The organism is Sphingobacterium sp. MYb388 (assembly GCF_037479535.1).
In the GTDB taxonomy this organism is placed as follows: domain Bacteria; phylum Bacteroidota; class Bacteroidia; order Sphingobacteriales; family Sphingobacteriaceae; genus Sphingobacterium; species Sphingobacterium anhuiense.
The window spans coordinates 57,628-72,179 of record NZ_JBBGYV010000011.1 but is presented as its reverse complement, the minus strand read 5'-3'; the positions used below and the strand labels follow the sequence as shown (position 1 = coordinate 72,179).

The following is a 14,552-nucleotide window of genomic DNA, read 5'->3' as shown; positions in this document are numbered from 1 at the left end:
CAAAATGATTAAAACCAACTTACGGTTGCCGTTCCTTGTGCCCCAAGTGGTCCTCCAGCATAAATATATACGGTTAAGGATGACCAATATCTACCAGATCCCCATACCGAATAATTACTTGGACCCGATCCCGCCGACCAACCATACTCTCCAAGTAAAATATCACCAAAGGCAGTCGCAGTTCCAGAAGTTGCGTTACTCCATTCACAGCTGAAAAGGAGATAAGTGCAGTAACTATTGATGTTGACTCCCATTTGAGCATGCTGATTGGGAGTACTTGCGTAAGCAGTGACACTTTGTTGATTAAAGGCATAAGTAGCTGCTGTGCTGCTTAATAGCAGGCTTAAAATTAAAATGATTTTTTTCATGATTTTTTGTTTATAAAATGATTAAATATGAATAATTGATATGGTGTCTTGAATAGGAGTAGTTTAAGTCATCTTATCCACTACTAACTTATAATTGGTTTTTAATCGGTCTATTTGTTTTCGATATTCTTCTTTCTCCTTTTTGATTAAAAATTGCTGCTGTAGACTATTGTTCTGCATTTTGAAATTGGATTGAACATTTTTTTCTTGAGGATGAATGAGAGGAAGTATGACGTGTTCTCTAAAATAATTCACATAAAAACGATTTTTTAGCCAACCTTTGAATAATAGGTATTCGCTATCGTTTTCAGGGGAAAGTTTTTGAGCTTCATCATATAGAAATAGGCTAATTAAATAGTTTTTGATCATCTTCTTGACATCTTCTGTGTTTTGTAGGGAACCAAAATACATAGGCTGATATTGAATAAATTCTTTAAAATCTTTTCCTTTGAATTGCTTCGTATTTCCATGAAAAGTATATTCCATCAAAAGCATGCTGTCGATCATATTGGTCCATTTTTTTTCTCTTTGATCATATTGATGGCATAAATTTGTAATCGCTTGATCATAGAATCTAGGTTTTGTTTCCGCCTGAATGTGCTTTACGCTTTCAAATACAAATTTATTGGTCATTCTTATCGTTATAGCCTGACGCAATTTTTGCTCAATATCTTTATAGGGTTGGACTGGAGCTGGTACTATATTTTTTACCGTCATCACATATGTGCCTTGATCTGTTTCAAAAGGGCCTATGATATCGTTAATTTTAGCTTGGTCAAGTTGTGTCGTGAACACTCCATATGGAAGAAATGGATAGGTTAATATGATCTGATGGAATTGTTCCTTTGGCGTTATCTTTTTTAAATTATTAAATTGATTTTGATTGAACATGCTTTTTTGTAAAGCGCTTGTGTCTTTATCGGAGAATTTGATCAGATCGATCTGATATACAAAAGCACTTTTTTTATAGGCTGCTTGAAATAAACTATCTGAAACTTGTAATTTTGGTTTTACTTTTTTGTTCCAAAGGTATCCGTCCACTTGAGAAATATAAAATTTCAGTGCATAATCCAGACGCTTATGGAGCTCATTGATGGTATCATAACGATGCTCTTTTGCAAATGCTAATAGGTAGGCTTGATCCCGTATTTCTTCAAGTAGTTGGATGGAATCGAGATGATTACGTTTTAGTTTTTCTTTTAGATAATAATATTCATCTTGCTTGAGTGTATATGTACCGACCTGTAATACGACTTCATTACCCTCTTTTTGGGAAGATTGGTGACTACAACTGTACAAGAATAAGAGCAGTAAATAGACAGCTGTTTTTATGATCAATTTCATCTTGATTGTTTGAATGATGTGTTGTAACCCTATCGAATAAAAAGAGGGAAGGGCTTCTATTTTTTTTAACCCTCCCCTCAATTTACCAGATCATTTAATCCTCTTACTTCTGTTTTTGCAAAGCCTCTGCTACCGCTTGATATGCGGGTTTACGAACAAAGGATTCTGTCCATATTCCAATCGGTTCTCCTCTTCTCCAATAAGAATTTTCGCGATCAGGACTGTCCAAAGGACTCCAAATGGTGATTCCATATTGCTGCGCTTTTGGGATAATTTCAAAGAATTTTTCAATGACAAATTTGTACATATCTGCTTGTTGCTGATACATTTCGGCGGTCGCATTGGCCGTTTTGATGTTATCTCCAAGACCGATATCAAGCTCAGATACTTTGATCATTTTGCCCGTTGCGGCGAGCAATTTGTACATATTGACGATCTGATCTTTATTGGCAGTGCTATTGATGTGCATCTGCGTACCGATGCCATCTACCTTGGCACCTTTGCTTTCCACATAATTGACGTAGGCAATTAAACCTTTACATTTATCACCACTACCTTCAAGACCATAATCGTTTATAAAAAGGATATCATTGGGATTTCCATATTTTCGGGCAAGTTGAATGGCTTTTACCGCATAGTCTTTACCCAGATAGTCTTGCCAATAAAATTCGTCCTCTGCAAACTCGGCTTTGCCAATTCCAGTTTTCAGGGCGTACTGATCAGGCCAATCGGACATGGGCTCATTGACCACGTCCCAAGCTTTGACATCATCTTTGGTTACAGACATCATCCCTGAAATAAAAGTTTCCAAGGCGTCGGTAAGTATGGCTTTTTTCTCCTCAGGTGTTTTTTCAATAATTGTTCCGCCAGGTCCGCCATATCCTTCACCTTCGACGGACTGCGAACGGGTTGAATTATTGCCCCATCCAAACCAACCACTTATACCACTTTCAAAATTTCCACCGGCGATGATATCTGCATTAGTGCCCACCTTTTTTAAGGAGACATCGTCTATAAAAATTGTTCCGGCATATTGTCCAAAATTGATGATAAATCGATTACGAACGGCAGTGGTCGTTAATTTAAGTTCGTATTCTTTATATTCAGTGGTGAGTGCAATAGATCCAAAGCTATCACCTGTATAATTGGATGTAGCTTGGAGATCAATGCCAATACTACCTGCCTTACTACCTTTTGCTGCAATTTTTAAAATGTATTCGGTATTTGTTTCAATACCGGCAATATCATATGCTGTCTGTGCTTCCCAGGCGTTTACAACTGATGGATTTGTCATCTTTAGTGCATAGCCCGAAAGTGATGGGACATTGATGCCTCCTGGTACTGGTACTGAGCCAGGGGGCAGTAGTACTGGTGCAATCAGACTATTTAAGTAAACGGCATTCTGCCCTGAATGCCAAGTAAGTGTATGCCCAAAAAGCGCCATGTTATTTTCTTGTGCAGCTTTGATCACACGTTCCAGTTTACTTAAGTTCAGTGTGCCATCGGCTTGTACAATAGAAGCATGTTTCATTTCGTATCCCATGACCATTTCTTCAAAGTTGCGATTTGCTAAACGGTACATCACACCTTTATTGAGGTAATCGTCCATATTGAGTGCTACCCCCCATTTGAAATTTGGATGCGCATTTTTATCGATGTAGGAGATCAATGGGCTATAGGTATCAATATTTTCTTGTACAATAATACTTTCAGGCTTTTCTGTCCCATATTGGAGTATTTCATGTTTTGCGCAGGAACAGAATAGGAGACCAGCTATGAGGCCAACACCTATCTTTGTATGTAATCTTTTCATATTTTTATGGTTTTATTGCGACCGTAAAAGTTTCCATTTTAACACCTCGGTCACGCATGACTAAGGTATCTTTTGTACTCACATTCATCTTTTGCATATCGATTTGATAATCGAGATACAAGACATCACGATCGGTATTTCCCCAACTATTTTTATCACCCTTTTTTACAAAGCTGCCTTTTCCTGATGCTGTGACCCCAGTAGTAGCAGAGCTGATGAGACAATTGTTATTATTGTCAAAAGATAGCATCAGATTACAGTTGATATTTGTGCCGTCAACATCCTTAAATGTTAATGGAAGTATTGTGTTTTTCAAAGACGCTGTCGTCAGGCTTTTTACCTCATCTTTTTCGACGTATGCATTTCTTCTATTTTGAGTTTGGCTGAGGGCATTATTTCCATTTTTACCAACGATGACATCGCGGCCGCGACGGAGGTAATTGCCTTGCCAGGTATTGATATATTTGATAGCGTAGAAGATGTAATCTTTAGGAGCAGTGTCCCAATCATCAGCTACTGCTTTTCGGCGTAAGCTTCCTGCTTTTGGAATTCCGGATAGGATAGAGTCTGCATTCATGACATGGTCTAAACGGATCGGAAGTACATAATGGGTGGTGATAGCTTTAGGGTCAGCAAAGAAATCATCGGTCAGCTGTATTTCCACGCCACCTGTCAAGCTGCCTTTTGGTATCATTATTTTATTGGATGCTAGTGTATAATAATTACTCGGCAAGGGAGTGACAGCTGCACCTGTTGAATTGAATATGATGTTGCTTGTCATCGCGTTGTCTACCGTAAAATCAATGTTGATGTCTTTTTTATTATCGTAAACACCACCTGTTGTAGCCATTACTTTAACTTTACCTTCATTATCTAATGCTGTATCAAATAGGTCTTCACCCATAGTAATAGTCCTTACAGGATATTGATATGCGAAGTATACGGTCTGATATTTAAAATCTGGAAATTCCCAGTCCTGATTTTTACAGGAGGTAAATAGGAATATGAGTATAACGGAAAATATATGTAATTTTTTCATCTGATTATTTTTAAAAATGTTTTACCACCCCATGTTTTGTTCAAGGTTACTGTATTTTAGGATTTCACTGTAGGGAATAGGACCGTATTGCATATAAGGTTCATACACCCGGTTTTCAACATTGAAAATCGTATAGCTATTATTTTGAATACTGACACCGCGTGCCGCTTCAGTGAGATTTTTATTCCATCTTCTGATATCCCAAAAACGAAAACCTTCAAAACATAATTCTAGCCTTCTTTCATTACGGATGAGTTCGCGCATCAGTTCTTTATTGTTTTTGACCTGATTGAGGTAAGGGTCTCCATTGGTTGTCCCTACACCGGCACGTGTCCGGATTGCTTTAATGATATCGTAAGCCGAAAATGATTGTGTCCCAGTACCGGTAGGTCCCCAAGCTTCATTGGCCGCTTCGGCATAGGCGAGATAGATCTCCGTCATACGCAGGCGCGGTGTGATGTGATATTGCCCCGATGTAGAGGAGGGGTTGAGATTGACGTCCTGACGTAAAAGTTTGCGTAAATAATATCCTGTTCGGGTGGAAGTTTCTACTTTATTTAACCCATCATTGGTTGGGCTGTTTACGGTTGTATTGATTGCCGTATTATTAACTCCGGCAGTACCGCCATTGACTAAAATATACTGTTTAAGCCTAGGATCACGATTTTCGTAAGGGGCTTGAGCATTGAATCCACTATTTGCGATATCGGACACTGGATACCCGTTGGCCATTGGAAACGCATCGACCAGATTTTGGGAGGGATTAATCCGCCCACGTCCAAACAAAGTTGGTGGAAATTGATCGGCTTCTAAATTTGATGAAGGATCACCACGGTCTACACGCCATAGTATTTCCGAAGTATTGCGTCCTTCGTTCATAGCATTCACGCTATTTTGCTGATAAAATAATGCGCCTTGAGGGTCTATGCCAGATACACCTCCTTTTTGCTGGATCACAAGACCTGCATAGTTTGCGGCGTCAGCCCAGGTAGTTGTATTGCCACTTGCAAAAGCTGGACTTGCGGCCATAAGCGCAGCTTTGGCCTTGATAGCTTGTATAATTCGTTTACTCATGCGTAAACGAAAATGTTTGCCGAAAACTCGATTATAATCGTCCATTTTAATGGCTAATGCTTGATATTTAGCGGGAACTTCACTTTGCGATGAAATATCTTCATAATCTAGCGGTAATAAGTCCTCCGCTTTTTGAATATCTGCATAAATTTGTTTCATACAGGCTTCAAAAGAGGCTCTTTTATGATTGAAATCGGATGATAATACCTCATGTTCAAGTATAATGGGTACACCCATAAGTTCACCGCTACTCGTTTTTCCTGCGTGGGATTGAAGCAGATGAAACATAAATAAGGCACGGAGACCATATGCTTCACCTTTCATCCGATCACTGAACATGGTGGTGACCTGTTCTGTCGAGGCCCAACTTACTTTGTCCGTTAATGCTAAAAAGTTGTTGATATACTGTATTGCTGATTTGCTATTCCGCCATTGATCAAACGGATTGTTGATTGCAGTCCATTGCCCTGTAGAAATTTTTTGATAATCGTTAATTCTTTCATTAGTTACTGCATCATCTGTGGCCACATCGTTAAATGACCAGCTGTTTGTTGGGACTCTGTTGTAGCCATTTAGTAATAAACCTTGTGCGTACAATGGTCTGTCGTATGCTGTCTCGATATCTAAAATATTTTCGATAGCAGGCTCAAACATATCTTCACATGACGTGAATGAGAGGGCGGAGGAAATGCTGAATATGAATATGATTTTTTTCATGTCAATTAGTTTTCACTGGTAATTTAGAATATGGCCTTTACACCGAAATTGAAAAATCTTGTTCTCGGTGTACCACCTACGTTGAGTTGCATCGTTTCTTTTTCTTTGGCAATGGTCATCAAATTATAACCATTTGTATAGATACCGAGTTCTTTAACGATTCCCTTTCCGATAACACCTGTTGGGAAATCATAGGAAATCTGTACTTTGGAGAGGTCAAATCGATTGGTTTTATACATCCAAAAATCTGAACTTCGTAAATTATTGTCGCTGTTTCCAGTTGTCAATCGTGGATATGTGGCAGTTTCTTTATTTTCTTCCGTCCAACGACCACGTGCTATAATGGAGTATTTATCTTCGCCCTTCATCCAGAAATAAGAGCTGTTTTTCATTTCATATGGACCGTATCTTGCAGTTGCAACAGCAAATAATGTTACATTTTTCCATTTAGCAGTGATATTAAAACCCAGTGAAAATGGAGCTCCTGCCCAACCGGCTTTACCTAAATAAACTTCGTCGCGTGTATCAATAATACCGTCGCCATTTTGATCCTTATACTTAATATCTCCAGGTTTAACTTCTCCAAAAGCGGTTAAAGGTGCTTGGTCTATTTCTGTTTGGTCTCGGTAAAATCCGTCATTTTGAAGTCCCCAGATCGCATCTAAAGGTTTATTAGCACGGTTTTGATATGCACTTTCAAACAATTCATCGCGTTTTACTGCTTTCGTGTCATAATAAAGACCCGTTACTCCTAATGAAAGAAAACTATTGTTAAATGTTTTATTGATATTTAATCCAAAATCTATCCCCTGACGCTCATCTACATTATAATTTATAAATGGTAATTCTGAGTAGGTCGGCCAATAGGACATAAAGTACATCGGATACAGTGTATTTGGCTGTACCAGCATCCCATGCATCTGGTTGTAAAAATAAGAAGCATTAAATGTCACCAAGTTATTGTATAGGCCGGCTTCTATGCCAAAGGTGATCTCCCTACGTTGTGGATAGCGCATATCCATATTTTCACCTCTGAAACGATCAAAAGTGTGTACCAGTTGGCCATCACTCCAACTGTACCATGCCGCATTATTATAGGTGTAATATCCTTTATATAAATAATAATCCTCTATATCGAGGTCGGTATTGATAATACCAGCAGATGCCTTTAATTTTAAGTTGTTAAAAACAGTGTTGTCCTTCATGAATTCTTCTTCACTTATGCGCCATGCCATCGATAAAGTTGGTGAAATGGCTTTACGTTTGGCTTCTGGTAATTTAGCAGAATGTGGCAAAGCAGCACTGAAATCGACATAGTATTTATTTTCAAAATGGTATCCGAGCTGCAAACCTAGGTTAGCATTGCTTTGCTTGTGATAAGCCTCAGACTGTCCAATCTGAAATGCATTGGCCAATACGATTGCAGACACATGATGTTGCTCGTTAAATGTACGTGCATAGTTTAATTGCGCTGTAAAACCTAAAGTTTGTCTGTATGCACTTCCGCCTATATTCTGTACTCCCGAAATACGGTCGTCACCATATTTGGTAAGACTACTGATGAGATCGGTACCATTATAGTTGTTCCAGTTGGCTTGGTATACGGCATAATTATTATTATACGATTGATTATACTGATTTTGATAATCAATAGCCATTGCCGTATTAAATGTTAAACCTTCCAGTACATCATTTAGATTAAAATTCAACCCCGTATTAAACTGAAATTGTCGGTTTAAGTGTCTATTACTTCCGCCTGCATAGATATTGGCAAATGCGTTTGTCTGATCCAATTGACTACCGCCTAATAAGTATTTGTCATCTACAAGAAAGTTACTGTTGTTGACAAAAATTAAGGAGTTTTCGTCGTTTTCTTCAATCATGCTGATCGGTACGAGTGGAGAAAAGCGGTGTGGTCTCCCTGTTGCGGCAGCAGCCCAATAATCTGCATTGACACCCTTGGAAGTATAGAAGCTCGCTGCTGCGTCTACATTTAATGAGATGACTTTGTTTAACTTTACATCAATATTGCCGCGCATATTAAAGCGATTGGAGCTGTTGTTGTCTACTGCCTCACCAAAGTTTAATAATGATCCCGCAGACCAAAATCCAAAATTGGTATAATATTGTGTCCGTTCGTTACCTCCGGAGACTTCTGCTGTGGCATCGTATCTATTGTAACTCTTTTTAATGTAGTCTGAAGAATAATAATCTACATTCGGGTAGCGATAAGGATTCTCTCCCGTGCTATGCTTATAAATATTCTCCTGTGTGTATAGATTAGGAAGTCCGTCGTTGCGTCTGGCCTCATTATAGAGGGTCATATATTCAGCAGAACCGAGATATTTAGGATAACTGATGGGGGTATTGATCCCTGCATTGGTACGAATGTTTATTTTTTGAGTACCTGCTTTTCCACGTTTGGTGGTCATGTAGATGACTCCCTTTGCTGCACGGCTACCATAAAGTGCAATCGCATTTGCATCTTTCAGTACGGAGATCTGATCAATTTCTGTAGGCATAACATTTTCGGCATCTCGAGGAAATCCATCCACTAACAGCAGATAACCTGAAGATCCCCATATGTTTCCATTATAGCCAGAAACAAGTGCATCGAGATTTTCGAGACTATAGGTTGTATAATTTTTTTCCATTAATTGAGCAAGATTAACCGCTTGGACTTCGCCCATGAGATTTTGCTTTTTGACTTTGCGAAAGGCCACTTGTATGAGCGCTGTAGTATCCGTTTGCAGGGTATCTTGTAATCCGAATCTTGCTAGTGATATTGGGGCATTGTTTTTATATGGAAATAAGCGAGATGCCGATGCGTCAAGCGTACCCAAACCGACCATACTCAGGCACAATGCTATTTTTAATTTTTTATATTTCATTGTCTCATAATTTTATGAATTGATCGCTCATTTGAGTTACCATCCAGGATTTTGTGAAAATTCAGGATACATACTGACATCAGATACTTTTAAGGGAAGCCAGTAATGCTTGCTTGTAAATTTTCGTTCTATTAATACTTTTTCTTTCATATTTACCACACGGTTTTGAGTAGGGTCAGCTGTATTAAAAGTCCCCGTTCTATCAAATTCAAGTGCAGTTTTTAGGGTGTATGGGCTTTCCGTAAGTAATAACCATCTTCTCAAATCATTGAAACGATGTCCTTCATAGGCAAGTTCAACTGCTCTTTCGCGGCGTAATTCACTCATAAAGGCATCGGAAGAAGCTAAGAATTTTGTGTTCACAGCATCGACTCCAGCACGTTTACGAATGATATTGACTGCTTCTACCGCAGTTTTATTATAATTTGCCGATTTTCCATTAGCAGAATTATTTCCCATCGATGCCGCTTCGGCATACATGAGGTAGACATCTGCCAGACGCATGTAGGGAACATAGATGTGCATATTCGATCCGTAGTCAAAAGCTCTGTCATAATCGTTTGTTGTTAAAGGAATAAATTTGCGCAGTGTATAACCCGTACGGCTACCATTCTGAATATTACGATAAGATCCATTGGTATAGAGTTGGGCGTATCGGTATTCATTTTCCGGTCTATCCTTGGGAGGTATGGTTCCTTTTATGACCTTAACGCCATCAAAGACGATATCATTGTAAAATCTTGGGTCACGTCCTTTCCAAGGGTATGCTGGATCATAACCGGACTCTGCGTCTGCTTGTGTGAAATCTTTAATCGGTAGACCGTTTGCCATTCCATAGTAATTGACATAATTGGCTGTAGGGACAAATTTGAGAGCATCGCCTTCGGTGATTAAGCTCGGCATATACTGCTTACTGGTTCCATAATGGGTGTTGTTGCCCGCATTGTAAGGACCTCTAAAGATAGCTTCAGTACTTCCTGGGAGTGCCCAATTTTCACTTATTGTATAGAAATTAAGGTGATAATTTTCAAAGTCCACCAATTTATATGGAGCCTGTCCACTTTCGGTCAGTGATAACAATTCTCCAAAAGCTTCCGCTGCTTTTTTGCAGTAATCGGTTTGATAGGTGCGGCTACCGGTCACCGTAAAATTCATCAATGGACTACCCGCCCACAGGTAATTTTTACCTAGATAACCCAAAGCCATTATTTTATTGATGCGCAGCGCGTTTTTCCCCAGTGTCCGCTTTCCCGGATTGGTATCATCCCAATTGATGGGTAAAAGATTGGCAGCTTCACGAAAATCTGCAGCGGCCAAATCTGCACATTCATGGTAATTGAGACGTGGAAGTGTTAGTTTTTCATCACTTGGCAATACTTTATTAATATAGGGCATACCGCCGAAATATTCCATCAACCGATGGTGAAACCAACCTCTAAAGAAAAGCAATTGTCCTTTGATAAGATCCCGTTCTTCCTGAGTGGCTTCGGTCATTTTATCCATATTTTCAAGACCAATGCTAATTTTTCGAAGACCGAACCAAGCAGCATTCCAAAGGTCTTTATTGATATTGCGATCGTTTCCTCCTATAAATTCCGTTGTAAAATCATTTTGTTCCATCCATCCTGCACCCCAGCCATCGTGCTGTGCCTGCCAGGCCCAAAAATTGCCATTATCGATTTTATGGATAAAGTGGTAATCGCCAGCGGTAGAGGTAATCTCGTCTTCGCCCCAGTTCCAGGAATTGGTCCAGTAGAGATTGCTGAAATTAACAATACAATGGTATAGCTCTTCAGTATAGCCTTGGAAATTATTGAAGTTTTTAAACGCTTCTTTTTCTGAAATAATAGATTGTTCTTCTTTGTCGAGGTACTTTTTACAAGAACTCATGTATGAAGAGGAAACTATAACACCAAAAGAAACAATAATTTTTAAATATTTTTTCATCATCATATCGATTAAAAAGTAATGTTCGCGCCTAGGTTAAAACGTTTGACGGTAGGGTAGGCGCCTTGTGAAGCCCATCCTGTACCTGCATAATTGGATTCTCGATCATCGGGCATTTTGGACCAGAATAAAAGGTTATGACCGTTGAGAAAGATGCGAATATGTTGAAATCCCATACGACGTATAAAATTGTTTTCAGCATTCAAGTTGTACGCAATCTCGGCAGTCTTTAATCGGATATAAGATCCATCGTACATAAAACGGCTCCCGGGCGTATAGTTACTCGGAGTAGCAAGCCAACGGGGTAAAGGTACATCTGCGTCTGTTTGCTCCTTGGACCAATAGGATCCTTCGTGATAAGCTAAATTGCGCTGTCTTTCAAAACTATTCAATACGACCTGACGGGTGACATTGTTGACACCATACCATTGTGTCATGATGCTGAAGTTTTTCCAGTCAAATCCGACCGTTAGGTTGTATGTGTTCTGCGGAGTAGAGGGGTAGGCATAGGGTATATTATCTTTGGAATCGATCAATCCATCGCCATTGTAATCCAGTATGTGATAGTTACCAGGTAGTTTATTCCCATCGTTATTATCATGTATGGTACTGGCATATAATTCATCCCAGGTATTGTAATATCCGCCACCGACATGTGTATAGGTTTGACTGATCTGCTTGTCATTGAGCTTTTGATAATCAGGAAGTAATTCGGGACTGTCTCCTTCTATCACTTTATCTTTGGCATGTGTAAAGTTCATATCAGCCCATAATCGCCAGTTTTGATTAATCGCTTTATTGACTTTTAACTCTACTTCATATCCCTTATTGGTCACGATGCCCAAGTTGGCTGCTGGTGCTGCGACACCGAAGTAGTCGGGTATTGCACGGTTATTTCCAGTGATCAACACATCGGTGCGCTTGTCGCTGAATACATTCACCTGACCAGAAATAATTCCTTTAAAAAATGAGAAATCGGTACCAAAGTTGAATTTTCTTACTTTTTCCCAACGTACATTCGGATTACCCAGTTCATTTTCTCTGTACCAAGTATAAGTACTGCGCTCTGGAGCCTCTCCAACAGTCCCCATATGAGACTGACCGCCATATGACCATTGTGTCAAGTACAGATAGCGCCCATTAACATTGTCATCTCCGATATCACCATAGGAAGCACGAAGTTTCAGCATGTCTATAAAGGAAATATTTTTCATGAAATTTTCTTCAGACAATAACCAGCCTATACCTCCAGAATTAAAAAATCCAAATCGGTAACCGCGGGCAAATTTTTCAGATCCGGTATAGGCTCCACTGTAATCAAGCATATACTTTCCTTTGTAATTGTAGGTGGTGCGAAATACCCAGTCTTCACGATAAAACGGCTGCATACTTCCTGTAGCATATTGATTTCGGTTGAATAGACCCATCGCTGTAATGTTATGATCGTTTGCTATTCGGGTTGCATAATCCAATTGCAACTGGTAGAACAGGCGTCTATAGGTCATTCCGTTATTTACTGCTCCCGATTGTTGAGCCCAGTTGATCCCTTCTACAAAGTCAAAACGGCTGCCATCTATATTTTGTCCGTAAACGGCTAGTCCTGTTTCTGGATCAATCCATTTACTTTGTACATTATTATACAGATCGTTAACTCCTCTTCCTGCCTCGACAAATGTATTATCGAGCGATATGCTTCCTCTCACTTTCAACCCATCGACAAACATTTTGAGATCTTGCTCTAATATAAAATCTGACGTTATTTTACTCGTAGTTGTCAGTTCTACTCCGGATGTTGCGAGTGCTTGTGCTGAGTTTATACCGACTTGTGAATCAGGTTTGTAAAATCCCCATGTGCCGTCGGAGTATCTTGGGTAAATGACGTCAGGAGGTACGGTATAGGCGGCGATCCAGTAACTGTAATCATTTCCGCCACCCCAAGGACTTTTTCTTCTTCCATGCGACCCTGCTAGATTTGCTGAAAATTTTGTGGTTGGCGTGAGCTGAAAATCTAAGTTAGACCGCATGTTTAACCGGTTAAAACCATAACCGGGTTTGTAACCGCGATTGTTATCATTTTCGCGAAACATATCGCCTTCGTATAAATAATCGGCACTGGCAAAGTATTTTACAAAATTTGTACCTCCTGCAATATTGAGGTTGCTATTTTGTGAGAAAGCATGTTTCTTGAATAGTTCCTCTGCCCAATTGGTGTTAACATACCGCTCTCTTTCTTCCAGATTGGCCGGGAAGCGGTATTTATTGATCAGATCTTGAGGTTGGTATGAAACCCAACTATTGGGAGAAAGTGCCAATTCGTTTTCGATGACACGATTGCGGAGCATCATGGCATCATATGAATCCATTTTCCCGGGCAATTGGGACACTGTTTTTATGATATTATTCACCGTACCTCTTACGGAAGCTTTTCCTTCTTTACCTCTTTTAGTGGTAATGAGAATGACTCCGTTGGCTCCACGTACACCGTATACGGCAGTAGCGGTTGCATCTTTTAATACGGATACGGTTTCAATCGAACTGATATCGACACTGCTCAAAGGACGTTCGACTCCATCTACCATGGTTAATGGATCGGTATTGTTCCAAGTGCTGCGTCCGCGAATCACAATCCGTGGATCTTCTTCTCCCGGCATCCCGGTACTTGCTGTCGTGACTACCCCAGGGACATTACCGGTCAAGGCCGCACCAACACTGGCTACACCGCCAGCTCTTTCTAAGACTTTCCCAGAGGTTTGTGTCACTGCTCCCACGACAGTTTCTTTTTTCTGGGTGCCGTAACCCACCACAACAATTTCGTCAATATCGATATTGGCACTGTTGAGTACGATCTGTAATTCATTTTTATTATTAATTTGGACTTCTGTTTTTAGGTATCCAACTTTGGTAATAACCAGGGTATTCCTGTTTTTGGGTACCTGAATAGTGAAAGAGCCATTTATATCTGTTGAAATTCCTGTTGTTCCTTCTTTGACTTTAACGGAAGCATTTTCTACTGCTTGTTGCTTTTGGTCAACGACTGTACCCCGGATTTGTCTTAGGTCTTGTGCATATAGCGGCGATGTTGTTGCAAGCAATAAGAGCAGAAGTGCTGAGGTATAGAGCAGGAAAATACCCCATAGTTTTTTCTCATACCAAATGAGTGTGATGGTATATTTAATCATCATAATAATTTTTACTGTTTAGTTATTGGTTTGAAATCATAAATCGGTTTGCTCCATTGTAGCGCATTGATTAAAGGTGATAGTGATCTATCATAGTAGGTTTTAGGGACTGTTCTGTGTGCTCATAATTTTATTTTAATCTAAGTGGTTTGTGTAAATGCCATGCATAAAATTTCCAGT

General features: G+C 39.6%; 8 protein-coding genes. All 8 read right to left on the bottom strand.

The annotated features are described in order from the left end of the window. Window positions 1–8: 8 nt before the first annotated feature. Window positions 9–368: a hypothetical protein gene (locus tag WH188_RS23895; protein WP_339424722.1), complete on the bottom strand. Its 360-nt coding sequence runs from the start codon at window positions 366–368 to the stop codon at window positions 9–11. 63 nt (window positions 369–431) lie between these two features. Then, window positions 432–1,712, bottom strand: coding sequence for a hypothetical protein (locus tag WH188_RS23890; protein WP_339424721.1), 1,281 nt, complete (start codon window positions 1,710–1,712; stop codon window positions 432–434). A 103-nt stretch (window positions 1,713–1,815) separates the two neighbouring features. After that, window positions 1,816–3,525: an endo-1,4-beta-xylanase gene (locus WH188_RS23885; RefSeq protein WP_339424720.1), complete on the bottom strand. Its 1,710-nt coding sequence runs from the start codon at window positions 3,523–3,525 to the stop codon at window positions 1,816–1,818. Window positions 3,526–3,529: 4 nt separating this feature from the next. Then, window positions 3,530–4,564, bottom strand: coding sequence for a DUF5627 domain-containing protein (locus WH188_RS23880; protein ID WP_339424719.1), 1,035 nt, complete (start codon window positions 4,562–4,564; stop codon window positions 3,530–3,532). Window positions 4,565–4,585: 21 nt separating this feature from the next. Then, window positions 4,586–6,355, bottom strand: coding sequence for a RagB/SusD family nutrient uptake outer membrane protein (locus WH188_RS23875; RefSeq protein ID WP_339424718.1), 1,770 nt, complete (start codon window positions 6,353–6,355; stop codon window positions 4,586–4,588). 23 nt (window positions 6,356–6,378) lie between these two features. Then, window positions 6,379–9,246, bottom strand: coding sequence for a SusC/RagA family TonB-linked outer membrane protein (locus WH188_RS23870; RefSeq protein ID WP_339424717.1), 2,868 nt, complete (start codon window positions 9,244–9,246; stop codon window positions 6,379–6,381). Window positions 9,247–9,282: 36 nt separating this feature from the next. After that, the gene (locus tag WH188_RS23865; RefSeq protein ID WP_031288013.1) at window positions 9,283–11,193 is read right to left on the bottom strand and encodes a RagB/SusD family nutrient uptake outer membrane protein; all 1,911 of its coding nucleotides are present in this window, start codon (window positions 11,191–11,193) and stop codon (window positions 9,283–9,285) included. 11 nt (window positions 11,194–11,204) lie between these two features. Further along, window positions 11,205–14,375, bottom strand: coding sequence for a SusC/RagA family TonB-linked outer membrane protein (locus WH188_RS23860; RefSeq protein WP_339424716.1), 3,171 nt, complete (start codon window positions 14,373–14,375; stop codon window positions 11,205–11,207). Window positions 14,376–14,552 lie beyond the last annotated feature (177 nt).

Coding starts and splice junctions, on each gene's coding strand:
- WH188_RS23885 (WP_339424720.1), bottom strand. CDS start 3,525: ATGAAAAGATTACATACAAAGATAGGTGTTGGCCTCATAGCTGGTCTC.
- WH188_RS23895 (WP_339424722.1), bottom strand. CDS start 368: ATGAAAAAAATCATTTTAATTTTAAGCCTGCTATTAAGCAGCACAGCA.
- WH188_RS23880 (WP_339424719.1), bottom strand. CDS start 4,564: ATGAAAAAATTACATATATTTTCCGTTATACTCATATTCCTATTTACC.
- WH188_RS23860 (WP_339424716.1), bottom strand. CDS start 14,375: ATGATGATTAAATATACCATCACACTCATTTGGTATGAGAAAAAACTA.
- WH188_RS23875 (WP_339424718.1), bottom strand. CDS start 6,355: ATGAAAAAAATCATATTCATATTCAGCATTTCCTCCGCCCTCTCATTC.
- WH188_RS23865 (WP_031288013.1), bottom strand. CDS start 11,193: ATGAAAAAATATTTAAAAATTATTGTTTCTTTTGGTGTTATAGTTTCC.
- WH188_RS23890 (WP_339424721.1), bottom strand. CDS start 1,712: ATGAAATTGATCATAAAAACAGCTGTCTATTTACTGCTCTTATTCTTG.
- WH188_RS23870 (WP_339424717.1), bottom strand. CDS start 9,246: ATGAAATATAAAAAATTAAAAATAGCATTGTGCCTGAGTATGGTCGGT.